Below are 19,551 nucleotides of genomic sequence, written 5' to 3'. Positions count from 1 at the left end.
CCAACCTATTCGGCGGCTACACGTTCTGACTTTAGCATGGGTTTGAGGTATTGCCCGGTATAGCTGTGGCTGCACTTTGCGACATCCTCAGGTGTTCCTTCGGAAACAATCTGGCCGCCGCCATCTCCGCCTTCGGGGCCGATATCAATGATCCAATCCGCTGTTTTGACCACATCAAGGTTATGCTCAATCACCACAACCGTATTGCCCTGATCAACCAATTCATGCAGCACTTCCAACAACTTGCGGACATCTTCGAAATGCAGGCCAGTCGTCGGTTCATCCAGGATATAGAGTGTCCGGCCCGTTGAGCGTTTGCTCAATTCCTTTGACAGCTTCACTCGTTGCGCCTCGCCACCCGACAAGGTTGTCGCCTGCTGTCCGACCTTGATATATCCAAGCCCAACACGTGCCAGCGCGTCCATCTTGTCGCGGATCGATGGCACAGCCTTAAAGAACTCTTGCGCGTCTTCCACCGTCATATCAAGGACATCGGCGATAGATTTACCTTTGAACTTGATCTCCAGCGTTTCGCGGTTGTACCTCGCTCCCTTACAGGTCTCACAGGTCACGTAGACGTCGGGAAGAAAGTGCATCTCAATCTTGATGACACCATCGCCTTGACAGGCTTCGCACCGGCCACCTTTGACATTGAAGCTGAACCGCCCAGGTTTGTATCCTCGCGCTTTGGCTTCGGGCAGGCCCGCGAACCAGTCCCGGATCGGGGTGAAAGCCCCCGTGTAAGTCGCTGGATTCGAACGCGGAGTCCGTCCAATTGGGCGCTGGTCGATATCAATCACCTTATCCAAATGTTCCAGCCCTTTGATTGTCTCGCATGGGGCCGGTGTTTGACGCGCTCCGTTCAAACGCATCGACGCTGTCTTGAACAGGGTTTCAATCGTCAGCGTCGATTTCCCGCCACCCGACACACCAGTGACACAGACAAACTTGCCCAAGGGAAATTCGGCAGTCACGTTCTTAAGATTGTTTCCGGTCGCCTTGACCACCGTCACCTTGTGATTTTTACCGTCACGCCGTTCCGCCGGCACGGCGATTTCCCGTGTGCCGGCCAAGTACTGCCCCGTGATTGAGGCGGCATCCCCCGCAATGTGTTCGGGTGTGCCGTGGCTGACCACCTGTCCACCATGAACCCCGGCGCCCGGCCCGATGTCAAAAACGTAATCCGCTTCGCGGATGGCTTCTTCATCATGCTCAACGACGATGACTGTGTTGCCCTGATCCCGAAGGTTCTTGAGCGTATCCAGCAATCGGTCATTGTCTCGTTGGTGCAAACCAATCGAAGGTTCGTCCAAAACGTACAGAACACCGGTCAGACCCGATCCAATCTGGCTGGCCAGACGAATACGCTGGCTTTCGCCGCCCGACAGGGTGCCACTTGAGCGTGACAGCGTAAGATATTCTAAACCAACGTTATTTAGAAATCCAAGCCGCTCGCGGATTTCCTTGAGAATGGCACGTGCAATTTCATTCTTTTGCTTACTTAGATGGTTCGGCGCGTCCTCAATCCAGGCCAGCGCCTCGCGGATCGACATTTGGACCACCTGCCCAACATGCAGACCCGCTATCTTGACGGCCAGCGCTTCGGCCCGCAGCCGATAGCCATTACACGTGCCACATGGGCGGTTGTTTTGGTACCGCTCAAATTCTTCTCGAATCCAGGCGCTGTCGGTTTCGCGATAGCGGCGCTCCATGTTCGGGATCACGCCCTCAAAGCTGCGCGTAACCTGATAGACCCGCCCACCTTCGTCATAGCGGAATTGGATTTCTTCTTCTCCAGACCCGCGCAGGAACACCTGCTGAACATGGGCCGGAAGATCTTTCCACGGCGTGTTCTTATCGAACTCATAATGTCGGGCAATTGCCTCGATAGTTTGCAGAAAATAAGGTGACTTGCCCTTGCGCCACGGCGCCAAAGCTCCGTCATAGAGTTTCAGCGTCTGATCCGGGACCACCAGCCGTTCATCAAAAAACAACTCGACACCCAGACCGTCACAGTCCGGGCAGGCTCCGAAAGGCGCGTTAAAAGAAAACAGGCGTGGTTCAATTTCCGGGATAGTGAACCCGCTGACAGGACAGGCAAAATTTTCGCTAAAGGTGATACGTTCAGGATCCCCTTCTCGTGGTGCCGTTTCGAGGATCGCAATTCCATCGGCTAGATCAAGCGCGGTTCGCAAACTGTCAGCCAGACGAGTTTCCATCCCGTCGCGTATCACGAGCCGATCAACAACCACGTCAATGTCATGACGAAACTTCTTATCCAGTGTCGGTGGTTCGTCCAACTCATAGAACTCACCATCCACCTTTACACGTTGGAACCCCTGCTTTCGCAGCTCCAGAAACTCTTTTTTGTATTCGCCTTTTCGGTCCCGCACGATGGGGGCAAGAAGGTAGCCACGTGTACCCTCCTCCATCGTCATAATCCGATCGACCATATCCTGCACTTGTTGCGCCTCGATCGGCAGTCCGGTTGCCGGGCTGTACGGCGTACCTGCACGGGCAAAAAGCAGACGCAGGTAATCGTAAATCTCGGTGACAGTTCCCACGGTGGAACGCGGATTTTTCGACGTCGTCTTTTGCTCGATGGAAATCGCGGGAGAAAGGCCGCTAATGTGATCGACATCCGGCTTTTCCATCATGTCCAGGAACTGCCGCGCATAGGCTGACAGGCTTTCTACATATCGCCGCTGCCCTTCGGCGTAGACGGTATCAAAGGCTAATGAGGATTTGCCCGAACCAGACAACCCGGTGATCACGACCAACTGATCGCGCGGAATATCTACATCAATATTCTTGAGGTTATGTTCGCGTGCGCCGCGTACCTCGATATTCTTCAGCTCAGCCATCGTGGCCCCCAATTCACCAGTGATCTAGAAATAAGCGAGCCACACTGAGTCTCCAACCGAAAAATTAGAACAAAGTGTGAACTGATGGATTATTGCCGACACCTACTGACACCGGATACCATACCAACGCCCTTCAGATCGAAGGGCTATGTCACATCAGGCGTTTTGGGAAATGGCGCGGTTGACGGGGCTCGAACCCGCGACCCCCGGCGTGACAGGCCGGTACTCTAACCAACTGAGCTACAACCGCGCATTTAGGGTCTATGTCCGATCCATTTACCCGGATCAAAGGCTGGCAACGTGGCGCGGTTGACGGGGCTCGAACCCGCGACCCCCGGCGTGACAGGCCGGTACTCTAACCATCTGAGCTACAACCGCCCGCTGCCCGTTCGTTACTGAACGTTGGGGTGTATTATGGTCCTGCCCCGACATCGTCAAGCGGCGTTTTGAAGTTTTTTTGCAGAGCGCAATTTTTTGTAGTCTCTTAGGCTGCCTTTGCCATCGCTTGTGACCAAAAGAAACCGCGTAAAGACAGGCCGGAGAACAAGAAACACTTGGCTCCTTATCGGGTTTGTGCATTTGACTTAATCTGCGCCATTGAAACTTGTATCTCGCCGCAGCATCCATTGCGTTCGCATGTGGCTATATACACTTTCCCACTTCTGCCGATCAAAGGCTTGGCTCGTCACCAGGCTTCATTTTGATCCTTAACGGCAAAAACAAAAAGTGGATCAGTTAAGTGGAAAATTGTTTTTGGCAGCAAGTTAGCAGCCGTTCTCTTTGCGTTCTCATCCTATGCCGTAGAAGTAACCGGCGGTTTTCTCAACCTCGGCAACTCGACATTCACCGGCAGTGACTACCCGACCATCCCGGCGTTTGATCTTTTGCTACGGTGATTTGCGCCGAGGCATTCTCGCCTCTCACGCCCCCTTGCGACAAAACCAGAGTCGGGGTATCAGGCGATCATACGGGTGATTAGCTCAGTGGTAGAGCGCTTCGTTCACATCGAAGATGTCAGGAGTTCAAATCTCTTATCACCCACCATTTCCTCAATAGACAGCAGACCCTTACGAAGTGTTCTCAGAACTTGTGGGAACATACCCGCTCTGTATCTTATTCAGGTCATCTCAGTTATGTTTGATGTGTGTTTTCTTTGCTGACAACACAAGGCTGCCCGCCCCCAGCCTCCCTGCCATTGCAGCAAGCTCACTTAGGGAATTCGGTTTAGTGAAACCGGTAAAGGGACAGGCCGGCGACAACTCCATCAAGGCCAGCGGAACGCGCGTAGTGATAGAGATCACTGGTATTGTTAATGAACCCAGCCCCCTGAAAGTTCAAAGATGTGTTGCACAGAACCCCTACTCCGGAAATCGCCCTGAACTCCTTGAGCAAATTGTATAACATCGAGTTCTGGTCTTGCCGGACCGTCTGCAAACGCGCCGATCCGTCCATATGCGTGACAGCTTTTAGCTTGGGGTCTATTACTTTCGAAAAATGGAGCATGTAGGGCGATGGCCCAGACCACTCAAAATGCTTCGACACGTCTTCTTCAAGGCAGACCGGCGCAATTGGAGCATCAAGGGCGCGGCCTTTCATTCTATTCAGCCTGTCGCGCGTTTTTGTGTTGAACGGAGCGGCAAGTATCGATCGGTTTCCAAGCGCACGCGGACCCAGTTCGCAATTCCCAAGGGCCCAACCAATTATCATTCCATCGTTCAGCGCGGATGCGACCTCCTGTAAATTCAGTTCGCTAACGATAACATCTTCCATGTCGGACTGATCGTCGCAGAATGGTGGCCCCGCATAGACAGTCCAATCCAATTTGGCACGCCCCGTAAAATGGCGCATCGCATCCACGGCTGTTCCAATGGCGCTTCCAGAATCGTTTGTGCAGGGTGGAACAAACACTTCGCGGAAAAGCCCACAGTCGCGCCATCGGGTGTTCCAATCGCAATTCAGCCCGCATCCGCCAGAAATAAGCAACGGAAATCCCTTGGTCAGTTTCGTTCTGGCGAATTCATAGAATGCCGAAAACACGGCCTCCGAGAATTTTGCCGCTAAATCCTGAAACCTTGGTGTGCCGACGCCAATGTTGTGAAAAGGTGAAGATCGGAAATCATCCTTGGCCAAAGGATTTTCCGCAGCGTTACTGCCCAACAAAGCACTTATCAGTTCCTGCGCCTCAGCGTCGGTTTCGTTGATTTTTCCAAGCGCACTGGCCGCCATCAATTTGCCTGCGCTGCTTTTTCTGCGTGCGCCGTTCAAGTGCGGAAATTCAGGATCAGCAAGCGCATAGAGAAACGAAAACTTCTGACCGGGGCTGGTCATTACCCGACCCAGATGGTGAATTTTCAAATCACCGTCGATTTCGTAAAAATCTCCCAACGCGCCTTCCCAAACCAGCGCATAGCAGGGCTCGCCTTGCTCGAAGGGAGACATTGCATAAGCCGACCAGATATGTGACCGCTCATGTGTGGACGAGTAGAAATCCAGAGACTTACCAAAAAACCTCTTCTTTCCGACGATCTCCGAGGAGTCTCCAACTCCGAAATACCCGGCACCAGAACGTGAAGAATGGTCTACCCCTGTTGCAGACCAGCCGCTGAGCGCCAAAACGTCGGGCAGCTGGTCGAACCACAAGGCCGCATTGATCAGCGTATCCGGGTTAACTGGTGCATTGCGCGGAAAGCTGTCTTTTTCTGCTTCGTAGGAAAACAAAAGGCTCTGCTCGCGTGCATTTACACCCGCAATCGAGCCGTCATGCCCAGGATTGATGGAAAAGATCTTCATGGATTCAAACGGGTCGCTTCCTTGTCAGTTATCGTTCAAATGAAGCAAGTCAGACATATGCGGTTAAACGTAGCCGACAGTGATACTAGGCGGAAAGGTCAAAATTGTAATCTCGAAGAACACGCTAATTTCGCCCGAACACTTGAGCAGATAGAGCGACAAACAGCAAAGATTGACGTTTCAATGTGCGCAAAACGTCAACAATTGCCGATAAGACTTGCGATTATTCACCTTTCGTTAGGCCGGAAAAGTGCCTCTTATACCCGATGATACATCGCCGCTGGTCGGGCCCACAGCCGACCGTTATACAAACTGAGATGGAAGTTTCATGCGCTGCAAAAAAGAACATCGTTTTCGCGTTGGTGGTAGTCTTTCCCCTCTACCTCGTTGCGATGGTTGGAGACTTCCTTTTGATGCGGGCGATCAATGCGCAGGTTGATGCTGTCGGGGGCGAAGGCCGACGGATCATGAACGAACGATACCAGACACAGGATCGGGAGCTGATCGCCGACGCCGAAAAGGCCGGGTACAAGTACCGAATTCTATTGCCGCTTCTGATCGAGAAAACCCGCGACCTGAGCGACCTGGGCCGCGACCTAGGATATGCACCGCTCGGCCTGGAGGCGAACGCGAAGCTCTTTGTCTGTAATGAAGGGCACGAGCCGCTAATGCTCACAACTGATCGTTTCGGCTTTCGCAACCAGGATTCTAATTGGGACACCAAAAACAGTGAGCTTGTTCTGATTGGGGATTCATTCGCCTTCGGTGTTTGCCAGCAGGAGCGACACACAATTGCCGGGCTACTTGCCGATCGATACACCATTCGGAACCTGTCATTTCCAGGCGCGACAGCTGTTCACTATGCGGCAATGCTTAAGACTTTCGGTCCGAAAATAGATGCGGACAACGTTGTCATGATCTTCTACGCGAACGACAACAAGCCCATTAAGACCTCGCAAGTTTACCACGAAATCTTTTTCGGCCCTCAGGCCGATACGTCCGGTTTTTTTGACGGTTCTGAATCCATTGCGCCAGCGCCCGCACATCAAGAATTCTACACGTTAGCCCGCGCTGGCGTTCTTGCCGAGTCGAAAGCAGCTAAACCAAGAGAAACCGGGTTTGTGGCTCGCAACCTCCGGCGCGCGGAAAAACTGCTATCCCACTACAATTTCCCGGCGGTGCGGGCCTTGATGGCTTCGTATTTTGACGCACAAAGGGGTTCGACCGAGTCCGTAAACCTAGCGGTCAAAACTCTCAAAGGTCATTGCATGGACACGGGTTGTACACCGCTCATAGTTTACATTCCGAACAGCCAGTTCTGGGATCCAGATTTAAGATCACCCGAGTTTGCAAGTTTGGTTGCCCAGATAGCCGGGGAAAATGGCATCCCCTACCTGGATTTTACGAACGAGTTAAACAGCCTTGGCCGGGAGGCCTATGCAAATGCCGGAATTCACTTATCCAAGACCGGTTACGCCTTGGTTGCAGATGCAATTAACAGCTTTTTTGAACAAGGCGACGTTGCATTGGATTGATCGATGCATCCACGATCAATCCAGTTCGTATTTTTCCTCGTAGTTTTCGGCAAGGCTGGGGTCCTGGTTTTCCTTGCGGAGAAAGGCGTTGCCAACGACCAGAACTTCGATCCCCGTCCCCATGAAACAACGGAACGCGTCCTCGGGGGTACAAACGATCGGCTCACCTCGTACATTGAATGACGTATTCACGACCACCGGGCAGCCCGTTCGTTCCGCGAATGCACCAATCAACGCATGGTATCTGGGGTTAGTTTCCTTATGCACAGTTTGAACGCGAGCTGAATAATCCACGTGCGTAATCGCCGGAATATCAGAGCGTTTCACATTCAGCTTCTCGATACCGAAAAGGCGACTTTCCTCGTCTGACATTTGCTGGCGAATGTCTTCTTTCACATCAGCGACAAGCAACATATAGGGGCTATCATAATCAAGCTCGAACCAGTCGTTCACGTGCTCCCGCAATACGGAAGGTGCGAAAGGTCGGAAGCTCTCCCTGTATTTCACTTTTAAATTCAATACTTTCTGCATTGTGGGTGAGCGCGGATCACCAAGGATCGAACGTCCACCCAATGCTCGGGGACCAAATTCCATACGTCCCTGAAACCATCCGACCGCCTTTTCCTGTGACAAGGCTTCAGAAGTTCTGGCGATAATTTCTTTTTCGGGAAGAATCTCAAATCGGGCGCCGGCTTGCTCAAGCTGTTCAGTGATTTCCTGATCGTCAAAAGACGGCCCCAAATAAGCTCCGTGCATCGCATCACCACTAGGCACGGTGCGGGGCATTTTCATCTCGTCGTGCCAAGCACCCAGTGCCGCACCCAATGCGCCGCCCGCGTCTCCGGCGGCGGGCTGAATCCAGATATCCTTAAAGGCACCATCACGCAGAATTTTGCCATTGGCCACGCAATTGAGCGCAACACCACCGGCCATACACAAGTTCGGGCAATCATATTCCTTGGCCAACGCTCGGGTCATACGCAGGACAACCTCCTCCGTCGCGGCCTGCACTGACGCGGCAATATCCATGTGAAACTGCGTCAGGTCGTCGGTTTCGGGCTCACGGACAGGCTGGCCGAAAAGGTCAGAAAACGCCTGATTTGTCATGGTCAGGCCGTGCGTGTAATTGAAGTAGGATTGATTGAGCTTGTAAGAACCATCCTCTTTCACATCAATCAGGTTATCAAGGATGGTATCTTTGTACTTGGGCTCACCATATGGCGCGAGACCCATTACCTTGTACTCGCCGGAATTCACCTTGAAGCCAGTATAGTATGTGAAGGCAGAGTAAAGCAGACCCAGCGAGTGCGGAAAGTGAATCTCTTTGTCGATCTTCAGGTCATTGCCATTCCCCATTGCAACTGTGGTCGTCGCCCACTCTCCAACGCCGTCTAAGGTCAGGACCACGGCCTGATCGAATGGCGAAGGATAAAACGCACTGGCCGCGTGGCTGAAGTGGTGTTCAGAGAACATTAGCCGCTCACCGGTAAATCCCTTTTCGAACTGGCGAAGCTCGCGAACCAAAAGATCCTTTAGAAACAGTTTTTCGCGCAGCCAGACAGGCATCGCCTTGCGAAATGAGTTGAATCCCTTTGGCGCCGTCGCAAGATAGGTTTCAAGCAGACGTTCAAATTTGAGAAACGGTTTGTCATAAAAAACAACGGTTTCGACATCGGCCAGAGTGATGCCCGCCTCGGACAACACATAGCGCACAGCATTCTGAGGGAATCGTGCGTCGTGTTTTTTCCTGCTGAAACGCTCTTCCTGCGCTGCAGCGATGATTTCACCATCGTTGATCAGAGCAGCCGCGCTGTCGTGGTACAGCGCGGAAACGCCAAGTATATAAGTCATGTGATTAAAACAGCGTGTAAATGAAGGGCGCGACTGCAGATCCCTGGCTCAGGACAATCAATGCACCAAACAGGGCCAGCACCAGTATCACCGGAAAAAGCCAAAACTTTTTGCGAACTCTCAAAAAAGCCCAAAGTTCAGATACAAAAGACATGTTAGATTTCTCCCAATTTAGAATTGGTTTTTCATACTGCTCGGAGGGTCCGTGCGCTTGATCCAGTAGGATTGTGCATCCCTATCCAGCTTCTGGCCAAGAAGATCTTTGCCAAAAAGCCTCATTAAGCCGCCAATGGTTACGAAAGTCGTCAGAAAAACGAGCGCCATTACAATCGGTGCCACGATGGCCCCAAGCAACAAGCCAAATTTGAACCACATTCTGTTGGGCCACTTCAAAACCCTTGGCGCAACAAATGACAAAGCCAGAAAGACAGCAGCAATAACCAGGGCCCAAATCCGAATTCCTTCGCCACCGGTCAACGGCCACAAAGCGATAATGGCAAACACAACTCCAAAAACGACGCCGAAATTGCGTTCGGATCCCATTTCAACAGACACATTTGATGTGTGGTCGGACATGTCAGGACCTCCCGTAGTCTAAGGTTGAAACCGCATAACTATTCATTTTGCTGCACCACAGTATCGCCAGCACCTACCACGCGGGACAGGCCTCCATCTGATCTTCACAGTCGTAAAGAAACCTCGACCGACAGTGTGTTCGTTGAAACGTAATATGAAAAGTGGGTTTATGTACATGACATGAAAGCTAAACGTTTCCTTACAATGGACATTCAAGTGAAAGTATCTGGGCTTTGAAAATCAGTTCGAAATCGAGAAATCACTTTGCGCCACCCATAACCTTTAACCCCAAATCTTCACTCACACTCACAACACGCACCGCCTACATTACAGCAGCATGGCAAACCTCATTACTCAAGTTGATACCCGGTTCGAACATATGGCCACAAAATTCTGCATTTGTTTACATATTCGCACAAATAGATACCCCTGCACCACTTTGTTGAGCCTCAGTTTACCTTGAGCAATTTCGAGATTGATCTAGGCATGGATATTAAGCCCACTCATCCTCAAAAATCCCTGTCGCCGATCCTTCTCAGTAATTTGGTGGGCTTGTCACGCATCTGACGCGCTGACTATCCTGTGGCGATTGGCCGTGTCCCCCACGGCGCAAAGCAGCAGGATCGGGGCATGGCAAAGCTGAAACGGGATATCGGCCTGATCGGCCTGACGTTCATCTCGGTCGGTGGCATCATCGGGTCAGGATGGCTGTTTGGGCCATTGCTGGCGGTGCAACATGCCGGACCCGCTGCGATTCTGTCGTGGATCATTGGCGCCGTCGCGATGTTCACTCTGGCGATCACCTTTGCAGAAATCTCGGCCATGCTGCCGATCCCGGGCGGGATTGCACGCGTGCCCCAATTCTCGCACGGCAACATCGTTGCCATGGCGATGGGCTGGACAGCATGGATCGGATACAACACCACCGCGCCGATCGAGGTCGAAGCCATGCTGAAGTACCTCGCCCCTTACGCACCCTGGCTGCATGCGGCAGATACAGGCGACCTAACCGGAGCGGGAATTGCAGTTGCGCTGTTCTTTATGCTGGTGTTCGTTGCGGTCAACGCACTGGGCGTCAAGTTCTTCGCTCAGGTGAACGCGGTGCTGACCTGGGCCAAGATTGCCATACCCGTCCTCCTGTCCGCCGTGTTGATTGCAAGCCGCTTCGAGGTACAGAATTTCACTCAGCCCAACGGGTTTGCCCCCTATGGGCTGCAAGGCATCATGGCCGCAGTTTCGACCGGAGGCATCATCTTTTCCTTCATCGGGTTTCGCCACGTGGTCGACATGGCCGGAGAAGTGCGGAACCCGAAATTTGCCATCCCGGCCGCTCTGGTATTGTCCATCGTCCTGTGCGCCGCCATCTATCTGGGTCTTCAGGTGGCTTTTATCGGCTCCCTTGATCCAAAGATGATCAGTAATGGCTGGGCAAGCCTGAGCTTTGGCGGTCAGGGACCGCTGGACGGTGTTATCATGTCTGTTGGGATTCTGTGGTTTCTCAGCTTGCTGAACATCGGTTCGGTTATCGGGCCATTCGGTAATGGGCTGGTCGCGACGGGATCGAACGCACGGATCGCGCTGGCTCTGTCACAAAACGGATTTCTGCCGCGGAGGTTGCAGATGTTATCCTCGTTCGGTGTTCCGCTTTGGGCGCTGGCACTGAACTTTTTGATCGGCATCCTGTTCCTGCTCACCGTCCCATTTACGACCGTCATCGCGCTGAACGGCGCGGCAATTGTGCTGTCCTTTGCGGTAGGGCCAGTCGCCGTGGTCTGCCTGCGCGACCTCTTGCCAGATCGCCCCCGCTCGATCCGCATTCCTGCGGTCAAACTTGTCGGACTATCCGCTTTCGCCATCGCAACTCTGATCGTGTACTGGAGCGGATGGGACACCGTCTGGCGGCTTGGCATCGCCATCGTTGTTGGGATGGTGTTGCTGCTGATCCGGTTCCACAATCGCCTCGACGCAATGGATGTGACCGAAGCATTGTGGCTCGTCCCCTACTTCAGCGGCATCGGCCTGATCTCGTATCTGGGCCAATTTGGCGAGGGTGCGTTGAAGCAAATCCCGTTTGGATGGGACATAGTTCTATGCGTCCTGTTTTCCGCAGTCATCTTTGCGCTGGCTATTCGGTCAGCCTTACCCGCAAAAAAGTTTCGCGAATACATCGCTGAAGAAGAGGTTTTGGATCCCAAAAAGCCCGTTATAGGTCTGTAATCAAATAAAAAAGGCGAGGTGTAAACCTCGCCTTTTCTTGTCATCTTCAGTCAGTTTCAGTGCGCCGTGGCGGACTGACTCGCACCATCACTGGACTTGGCTGCCGCTGCGGCCGCCTCTTCAGCGGCTTCATCCCACTCAATCGATTCTGGCTTGCTCACCAAAGCCTGCTTGAGAACTTCCGACACGTGCTTGACGGGGATGATCGTCAGCCCCTCTTTGACGTTGTCCGGAATATCTGCCAGATCCTTTTCGTTCTCTTCGGGAATAAGAACGGTCTTGATCCCGCCGCGCAATGCAGCCAGCAGTTTCTCTTTGAGCCCGCCAATCGGCATCGCATTCCCGCGCAAGGACACCTCGCCAGTCATGGCAATGTCCTTGCGTACCGGGATACCGGTCAGCACAGACACAATCGATGTAACCATGGCCAGTCCGGCCGAAGGACCGTCCTTGGGCGTGGCCCCATCTGGGACGTGCACGTGGATATCCAATTTGTCGAACTGCGGTGGCTTCACACCGATCTGGGGAGAAATGGACCGCACATACGACGATGCCGCGTCGATGGATTCTTTCATCACATCGCCCAGTTTACCGGTGGTCTTCATCCGACCTTTGCCCGGTAGTTTTAGGGCTTCGATATGCAACAGGTCACCACCGACCGAGGTCCACGCCAAGCCAGTGACAACACCAACCTGATCGTCCTGTTCGGCAAGGCCATAACGGAACTTGGGCACACCAAGAAACTCATCAAGATTTTCCGGCGTCACCTTAACGGCCTCGGCTTCTTTCTTGATGATCTTTGTCAGCGATTTCCGCGCCACCTTGGCGATTTCGCGCTCAAGGTTCCGGACACCCGCCTCCCGCGTATAGGTGCGGATGATCGCTTGCAGCGCCTCATCGGTCAGCTCAAACTCCTTGCCCTTCAGGCCATGGTTCTTGATCTGCTTGTCGATCAGGTGCTGCTTGGCAATCTCGCTTTTTTCGTCCTCGGTGTAACCTGCCAGCGGAATGATCTCCATCCGATCCAGCAAAGGCCCGGGCATGTTGTAGCTGTTGGATGTGGTCAGGAACATCACGTTCGACAAGTCATATTCCACCTCAAGATAGTGGTCCATGAACGTATTGTTCTGTTCGGGATCCAACACCTCGAGCATGGCCGAAGCCGGGTCGCCACGGAAGTCCTGCCCCATCTTGTCGATCTCGTCGAGCAGGATGAGCGGGTTTGTGGTTTTCGCCTTTTTCAGCGCCTGGATGATCTTACCGGGCATCGAACCGATATAGGTTCGGCGGTGACCGCGAATCTCGGACTCGTCGCGCACACCACCCAACGAGATGCGGATGAACTCGCGCCCCGTTGCTCTGGCAACAGATTTACCCAGCGAGGTCTTACCGACACCCGGCGGGCCAACGAGGCACATGATCGGGCCCTTCAGCTTCTTCGAACGCTGTTGAACCGCCAAATATTCGACAATCCGTTCCTTGACCTTCTCAAGCCCATAGTGGTCATCATCCAGAATGGCTTGCGCGCGGCTAAGATCCTTTTTGACGCGAGACTTGGTGCCCCACGGTAGTGCAAGAATCCAGTCCAGATAGTTGCGTACAACGGTTGCTTCGGCAGACATGGGCGACATGTTCTTGAGCTTTTTCAGCTCACCCTCGGCCTTTTCACGCGCTTCTTTCGACAGCTTGGTCTCAGCGATCTTGGCTTCCAGCTCAGCAACTTCGTTCGAGCCGTCCTCTCCGTCGCCCAGCTCCTTCTGAATGGCCTTCATCTGCTCATTCAGATAGTATTCGCGCTGGGTCTTCTCCATCTGGGTTTTGACGCGGGTCTTGATCTTTTTCTCTACCTGCAGCACGGACATTTCGCCCTGCATCAGGCCATAAACCTTCTCAAGCCGCTCGCTGACGCTCAGGGTTTCAAGCAGTTCCTGCTTTTGCTCAACTTCGATCCCCAGATGACCCGAGACCAGATCGGCCAGCTTTGCAGGCTCGGCGGTTTCGCCGACGGCGGCCAGCGCCTCTTCGGGGATGTTCTTACGCACTTTGGCATAACGTTCGAACTCGTCCGCAACAGTACGCAAAAGCGCCTCGGTGGTGGTGACGTCGCCGGGGATTTCAGTCAGGTATTCCGCGCGGGCTTCAAAAAAATCTTCGTTTTCAAGGAATTCCGTGATCTCAACGCGCGCCTGCCCTTCAACCAACACTTTGACGGTGCCATCAGGTAGTTTAAGCAGCTGCAGCACATTGGCCAGAACACCCGTCCGGTAGATACCGTCGATTTCTGGGTCATCGACACTGGGGTCGATCTGGCTGGACAACAGAATTTGCTTGTCGTCCTGCATCACCTCTTCCAGCGCGCGGACCGATTTGTCTCGGCCCACGAACAGCGGCACGATCATATGTGGGAATACCACGATATCGCGCAGCGGCAGGACGGGGTATGAGGAATTCAGAGGCTCTTGCATGCTCTATCCTTATCATTGGCAAGACGACATCGGTCCCTGATACAGGCAACCCTTGGTCGTCTCCTGTCTTGGACGATTAAGGTGGGGCACCTGTTACCCCATTTCAACCTTATCGCCGTGTGTCGTGATGCAGCATGGCCCGATGATTTGGCGACTGCAAGACATCGAACAGACATATCCACCGATTTTGCGGTCTCACATCACTAAGACTGACCAGATAACGCCGAATACGGTCAAAATACCTTCTGAACGGCCCGGGAAAGAAAGAAACCGTGACCGACTTCGTTTTCGCACTCCAGACCTTTTTCTGACGAATGGCATACAAACCCGCCAAACCGACCAGTTACGCCATATTCAGCCCGGTCAAAGCCATCGCGATTATAGCTGAGGGGTTGGCATAACATTCTAACCGCACCGGTATTCGTCATGAAAAAGTCATGGCCCCAATTCGAAAGGCAATCTGAGGGACGCGGCAAAGCTGGTGAGCCTGAGCGTTCGATTATTGTGCAGGAAAGGTCAGAGACACCGGATTCTTCCCCAACGACACACTGAATATTCTCGGACGGCGTCTCAAACGTCCACACATCTGCATGCGCAACCGAAGCGATAAAGGCGAAAATAACGAAGAAAGCAGAAAAACGAGGCATAGAATCCTCCTGAACAAACAAAGAAATTTGCTGAAATAGACTGTTTGCAGAATAGCAAATTTTGCACGGTTTGTCACCGCTACCGCCACATTCTACAGTGGTTCGATATCGCCTTGTTCCCGCAGAGCGTGGAACTCTGCCTGCCATGCATCAAATGTACCCGCAGTGATCGCATCGCGCATGCCCTGCATGATTTCCTGAAAATAGTGCAAGTTGTGCCAGGTCAACAACATGCCTGAGATCATCTCATTGGCGCGAAACACGTGATGCAAATAGGCGCGAGAGTAGTTTGAACAGGCCGGGCATGAGCAGGCCTCGTCCAGCGGGCGCGGGTCATCGGCATGACGGGCGTTCTTGATGTTCACCACGCCGAACCGAGTGAAAACTTGACCTGTCCGTCCCGAGCGCGACGGCAGCACGCAATCCATCATGTCGATCCCACGCGCGACAGCACCGACGATGTCGTCGGGTTTACCGACGCCCATCAGATAGCGCGGCTTGTCCACAGGCAGAAAGTCCGGGGCATAGTCGAGACAGGAGAACATCGCCTCCTGCCCTTCGCCTACCGCCAGCCCACCGACAGCATAGCCCTCGAAGCCTACGTTTTTCAGGGCTTCTGCGCTTTCTTCGCGCAAGTCCTGCTCCAATCCTCCTTGCATGATGCCAAACAGTGCATGACCCGGCCGGTCACCAAACGCCTCGCGCGATCTATCAGCCCAACGCATCGATAGGCGCATGGAATCGGCAATGCGGTTGCGATCCGCCGGCAGCGCCGGGCATTCGTCAAAACACATGACGATATCCGAGCCCAACAAACGTTGAATCTCCATCGACCGCTCTGGCGTCAGCTCGTGCTTCGACCCGTCAATATGAGATTTGAACGTCACGCCCTTTTCGGTCAGTTTGCGCAAGCCGGCGAGCGACATGACCTGAAACCCACCCGAGTCGGTCAGAATTGGACGTTCCCAATTCATAAACTTGTGCAACCCACCCAACTTGTCGATCCGCTCGGCCGTAGGGCGCAGCATCAGGTGGTAGGTATTGCCCAACAGGATGTCCGCGCCGGTCGCGCGCACGCTCTCGGGCATCATCGCTTTGACCGTGGCCGCCGTGCCGACAGGCATGAAGGCCGGGGTACGCACCTCGCCTCGCGGGGTGTTGATCACGCCGGTGCGGGCCTTGCCGTCGGTGGCTTTGAGGTTAAAGGAGAAACGGTCGGTCATCTTGATGCCTCGGGGTCGCGGAACCGGGCTGGATTTGCCCGATCTGCCACCGCATTGCAACCCGTCAGGGCAAGGTAGAAACCCGTTCAGTAAACAGCCGAACAACCTCTGCACCGTCGACATCCCGACAGACAAAAATCGGCGCGCGGGTCGGATCAGCGCGGGTCGCCCCCAGCTCGGGGCCATCTGCCGTTACACGCAGACCGGTTTCCACCATGTCGAACATCGGTGCATGAGTACAGGCGATAACGGCAGTGGAGTCATGAAGCCCGCACCCTTCCAACCCACCAACATCCTTGTAGAACTTCAGGTAGAAAGCTGAAATATCTCGCAGAAACGCGCCCATGTCCGCCGAGCGTTCGGCCAGATCCTCGAAATCCGCAGGCTCGTACAGGGTTTTCAAAGTGACATCCAAGCCAACCAGAACGGTCTGAGGCGGCGTTGCAAAGACCTCATCCGCCGCGCGGACATCGTGATAGATGTTCGCCTCGGCATGTTCGGTGATATTGCCAGGGCAGAAAACGGCCCCGCCCATGATCACCAGCTTATTCAGGTTTCCGGCAAAGTCCGGGTCTAGACGCATAGCATCCGCAATATTGGTCAAGGGTCCGACCGCACAGACTACCAGTTCGCCACGATGCACCTTTGCCATTTCGACAAGGAACTCTGCAGCTGACAAGGAATGGTTTTCACCGATCTGTGGGATTTCGGTCAGGTCGCCAAACCCTTCAGGCCCGTGCACGTGCTCGGACGGTGTGTGGCGATTGGTACCGCGCGGAAACGGTGCGCCTTCGGCTACAGGAATAGAAAGTCCTAGTTTGTGCAGTAAATAGCGGGCATTTCGACTGGATTGTTGGACATGGGTGTTTCCAAAAACGGTCGTCAGACCGATAAGGTCAATATCGGGTGCGGCCGCGGCATAGGCAATCGCCATCGCGTCGTCGATGCCGGGGTCAGTGTCTATTATCAGCTTCATTTGCCCCCGATAGCGCAATCACTCCGGGATGCAAAGCAGCCACAGGGCAAAAATTCCGCACCCCAACCTCGTTTTCAATGATTTGCATCCCGCCCCGCTCAATCCATACCAGAGTTGAAAACGGGCGACTCAATTCCCACATGTATACCATAGTACACAATAAAAGAGGACAGAAATGACCGAAGACCAGATTATCGGGCTGCTCACGTCGAACATCATTTATCTTCTGGCAGCCGCCTTTATCGTGCTCGTCATACTGAAGGGCATCAAGATCGTTCCGCAATCCGAAAAATATGTTGTCGAACGGTTCGGTCGCCTGCACTCAGTGCTTGGACCGGGCATCAATTTTATTGTTCCTTTTCTGGATGTTGCACGTCACAAGATATCCATTCTCGAACGCCAGCTGCCAAATGCGACACAAGACGCAATCACCAAGGATAACGTGCTGGTTCAAATCGACACCTCGGTATTTTACCGCATTCTGGAACCGGAAAAGACAGTGTATCGTATCCGCGACGTGGACGGTGCGATTGCAACAACAGTTGCAGGTATCGTGCGTGCGGAAATCGGCAAGATGGACCTGGATGAAGTCCAGTCCAACCGTGCGCAACTGATTGATCGCATTCAGGAAAGCGTCGAAACCGCCGTGGATGACTGGGGGATCGAAGTGACCCGCGCCGAGATACTGGATGTAAACCTGGATCAGGCCACTCGTGATGCAATGTTGCAGCAGCTGAATGCTGAGCGTGCACGCCGGGCGCAGGTGACCGAGGCTGAGGGTCAGAAGCGGGCGGTCGAACTACAGGCCGATGCCGAGCTTTACGCGGCAGAACAAACCGCAAAAGCCCGCCGTATTCAGGCCGAAGCCGAAGCCTATGCGACCGGTGTTGTTGCCAAGGCCATTCAAGATAACGGGATTGAGGCAGCGCAGTATCAGGTCGCTTTGAAACAGGTCGAAGCACTGAACTCGCTTGGCACCGGCTCGGGTTCGCAGACCATCGTTGTTCCCGCAAACGCGCTTGAGGCCTTTGGAAACGCCTTCAACATGCTGAAAGGAAGGTAATAATGGCTGATCCGTTCTGGTTAACTTGGTGGATCTGGCTGGCCGCGGCCTTGATCCTGGCCATAGCCGAGGTCGCCCTGCCCGGCTTTATCTTTCTAGGCTTTGCAATCGGGAGCGCAATTACGGGGATCCTGCTGTTAATCCCCGGCCTCAGCCCAAGCCTTCCGGTCCTGTTACTGATCTTTGCAGTCCTGTCCTTGATAGCCTGGCTGGTACTGCGACGGATTTTTGCTCTTCCCCATGGTCAGGTAAAAACCTTTAATCACGACATTAACGAATAATCTGCTCTGGCGCCCCGACTGGGCGCCACCGCACCTCTGGACGCTGCCCTGCACTTTCCCTATATAAATTCTCAGGTAACAGACCGAGGCATCAATGACCCACCCCAGCGAACAGTTTGAAGGCAGCCCTCTGATTGCGCCTTCAACCATCGAGCACCCCCTCTACGAACCCGTGGTGGAAGCCTGCCGGACAGTTTTTGACCCTGAGATTCCAGTAAATATCTATGATCTCGGTCTGATCTACACAGTCGACATCGACAGCGAAAACGCCGTCAAGATCATCATGACCCTGACCGCCCCGGGCTGCCCGGTGGCGGGTGACATGCCAGGTTGGATCGTCGAAGCGATCGAACCGGTCGCAGGTGTCAAGGAAGTGGACGTCGAACTGACATGGGAGCCCCCCTGGGGCATGGAAATGATGTCAGATGAAGCCCGACTGGAACTCGGATTTATGTGACCAGGGATTCACTTACAGATTCCAAACGACTGTCATCAAACAGTAGTGAACCTGTCATCATTTCTTTAGGTATTCGTCACATTGATGCGGGACAAATTGGTTACCAACGCCGAGCATCCTTAGAGCACCTCAAGCTTAGTGTTGGGCAATTGGGCTGAAGACCTGTTTGCCGCCCCCAAACTCTGGCCCGAATTTCGGACCGCTCTTGCCCGAGAGCGGTCCTTTTTCTTTAAAATCAGCTACCTACTTTGCACCACACGTCGATTTAATTTCGGCGGCGCGGTCATCAAGCTGTTTGATGTAATCCCCGGACAGCATCTCCAAACGCTTGTTTTCCGTCCCTGTTGCAAGACCCAGCAGCGCGCCCGCAGGCAGGATTGCGATGACGCTTTCGGCCTGTTGCGTCTCGGCGTGTTTCTTTTCGGCGGCAATTGCGCGCAGATCGCCTTCGGCCGTCGCGCAATTGACCGGATGCCGCTTGGTCTCCGCCGATGCGGAATGGGCAAGCGCCCCGAGGCAAAAACAGGTCAGACCCAACACCATACGCCGGGTGGTTCCGCTGAGGGATTGCATAGCCATATAAAACCGCCTTTCTTGAAATACCTT

General features: G+C 53.7%; 15 protein-coding genes and 3 tRNA genes. 6 read left to right on the top strand and 12 right to left on the bottom strand.

Annotated elements, in window-relative coordinates:
• Positions 1–5: 5 nt before the first annotated feature.
• The 3 genes from uvrA to AC2TDA_RS10730 form a co-directional block, all read right to left on the bottom strand.
• Positions 6–2,864: an excinuclease ABC subunit UvrA gene (gene uvrA, locus AC2TDA_RS10740; RefSeq protein ID WP_480879243.1), complete on the bottom strand. Its 2,859-nt coding sequence runs from the start codon at positions 2,862–2,864 to the stop codon at positions 6–8.
• Positions 2,865–3,037: 173 nt separating this feature from the next.
• Positions 3,038–3,114 (bottom strand) — tRNA-Asp (locus AC2TDA_RS10735).
• 51 nt (positions 3,115–3,165) lie between these two features.
• Positions 3,166–3,242 (bottom strand) — tRNA-Asp (locus AC2TDA_RS10730).
• A 591-nt stretch (positions 3,243–3,833) separates the two neighbouring features.
• Between AC2TDA_RS10730 and AC2TDA_RS10725 the strand changes: the two genes are divergently transcribed.
• Positions 3,834–3,908 (top strand) — tRNA-Val (locus tag AC2TDA_RS10725).
• Positions 3,909–4,088: 180 nt separating this feature from the next.
• On the opposite strand, the gene AC2TDA_RS10720 is transcribed toward AC2TDA_RS10725, so the two are convergent.
• The gene (locus AC2TDA_RS10720) at positions 4,089–5,654 is read right to left on the bottom strand and encodes a carbamoyltransferase C-terminal domain-containing protein (protein ID WP_480879242.1); all 1,566 of its coding nucleotides are present in this window, start codon (positions 5,652–5,654) and stop codon (positions 4,089–4,091) included.
• Between the two features lie 545 nt (positions 5,655–6,199).
• Between AC2TDA_RS10720 and AC2TDA_RS10715 the strand changes: the two genes are divergently transcribed.
• On the top strand, positions 6,200–7,189 hold the full coding sequence (locus AC2TDA_RS10715) for an SGNH/GDSL hydrolase family protein (protein WP_480896858.1): 990 nt from the start codon (positions 6,200–6,202) through the stop codon (positions 7,187–7,189).
• A 15-nt stretch (positions 7,190–7,204) separates the two neighbouring features.
• Here AC2TDA_RS10715 and AC2TDA_RS10710 read toward each other — a convergent pair whose 3' ends face one another.
• Genes AC2TDA_RS10710 through AC2TDA_RS10700 form a run of 3 tightly spaced genes read right to left on the bottom strand, consistent with a single transcriptional unit; the run spans position 7,205 to position 9,616 of the window.
• Positions 7,205–9,040: a carbamoyltransferase family protein gene (locus AC2TDA_RS10710; RefSeq protein WP_480879240.1), complete on the bottom strand. Its 1,836-nt coding sequence runs from the start codon at positions 9,038–9,040 to the stop codon at positions 7,205–7,207.
• Positions 9,041–9,044: 4 nt separating this feature from the next.
• A complete protein-coding gene (locus AC2TDA_RS10705; protein WP_480845677.1) occupies positions 9,045–9,194 on the bottom strand; it encodes a DUF5989 family protein in 150 nt (49 codons plus the stop codon).
• Positions 9,195–9,211: 17 nt separating this feature from the next.
• Positions 9,212–9,616, bottom strand: coding sequence for an SxtJ family membrane protein (locus AC2TDA_RS10700; protein ID WP_480879239.1), 405 nt, complete (start codon positions 9,614–9,616; stop codon positions 9,212–9,214).
• A 630-nt stretch (positions 9,617–10,246) separates the two neighbouring features.
• Here AC2TDA_RS10700 and AC2TDA_RS10695 point away from each other — a divergent pair.
• Complete coding sequence (locus AC2TDA_RS10695) at positions 10,247–11,833, top strand: APC family permease (protein ID WP_480879237.1); 1,587 nt, start codon at positions 10,247–10,249, stop codon at positions 11,831–11,833.
• A gap of 56 nt (positions 11,834–11,889) precedes the next feature.
• Here AC2TDA_RS10695 and lon read toward each other — a convergent pair whose 3' ends face one another.
• The 4 genes from lon to AC2TDA_RS10675 all read right to left on the bottom strand — a co-directional run bounded on the left by lon (position 11,890) and on the right by AC2TDA_RS10675 (position 17,144).
• Positions 11,890–14,298 carry an endopeptidase La gene (lon, locus tag AC2TDA_RS10690; RefSeq protein WP_480879236.1) on the bottom strand — a complete coding sequence of 803 codons (2,409 nt, stop codon included), beginning with the start codon at positions 14,296–14,298 and terminating at the stop codon, positions 11,890–11,892.
• Positions 14,299–14,531: 233 nt separating this feature from the next.
• Positions 14,532–14,945 carry a DUF6636 domain-containing protein gene (locus AC2TDA_RS10685; RefSeq protein WP_480845682.1) on the bottom strand — a complete coding sequence of 138 codons (414 nt, stop codon included), beginning with the start codon at positions 14,943–14,945 and terminating at the stop codon, positions 14,532–14,534.
• Positions 14,946–15,037: 92 nt separating this feature from the next.
• Positions 15,038–16,168: a tRNA guanosine(34) transglycosylase Tgt gene (gene tgt, locus AC2TDA_RS10680; protein WP_480879234.1), complete on the bottom strand. Its 1,131-nt coding sequence runs from the start codon at positions 16,166–16,168 to the stop codon at positions 15,038–15,040.
• A 64-nt stretch (positions 16,169–16,232) separates the two neighbouring features.
• Positions 16,233–17,144, bottom strand: a complete 912-nt coding sequence (locus AC2TDA_RS10675) for a nucleoside hydrolase (RefSeq protein WP_480879233.1) — start codon at positions 17,142–17,144, stop codon at positions 16,233–16,235.
• Positions 17,145–17,319: 175 nt separating this feature from the next.
• On the opposite strand from AC2TDA_RS10675, the gene AC2TDA_RS10670 reads away from it, so the two are divergent.
• From AC2TDA_RS10670 to AC2TDA_RS10660, 3 genes are all read left to right on the top strand, one after another.
• Positions 17,320–18,207, top strand: coding sequence for an SPFH domain-containing protein (locus AC2TDA_RS10670; protein ID WP_480845686.1), 888 nt, complete (start codon positions 17,320–17,322; stop codon positions 18,205–18,207).
• 2 nt (positions 18,208–18,209) lie between these two features.
• Positions 18,210–18,488, top strand: coding sequence for an NfeD family protein (locus tag AC2TDA_RS10665; RefSeq protein ID WP_480845687.1), 279 nt, complete (start codon positions 18,210–18,212; stop codon positions 18,486–18,488).
• Between the two features lie 94 nt (positions 18,489–18,582).
• Positions 18,583–18,945 carry an SUF system Fe-S cluster assembly protein gene (locus tag AC2TDA_RS10660; RefSeq protein ID WP_480845688.1) on the top strand — a complete coding sequence of 121 codons (363 nt, stop codon included), beginning with the start codon at positions 18,583–18,585 and terminating at the stop codon, positions 18,943–18,945.
• Positions 18,946–19,188: 243 nt separating this feature from the next.
• Here AC2TDA_RS10660 and AC2TDA_RS10655 read toward each other — a convergent pair whose 3' ends face one another.
• Positions 19,189–19,524: a hypothetical protein gene (locus AC2TDA_RS10655; protein WP_480879232.1), complete on the bottom strand. Its 336-nt coding sequence runs from the start codon at positions 19,522–19,524 to the stop codon at positions 19,189–19,191.
• Positions 19,525–19,551: the final 27 nt, after the last annotated feature.

The sequence above is a fragment of the Ruegeria sp. HKCCD6426 genome (assembly GCF_057221115.1).
Note: the sequence above shows the minus strand (reverse complement) of the source record. Positions and strands in the feature narration are given on the sequence as shown.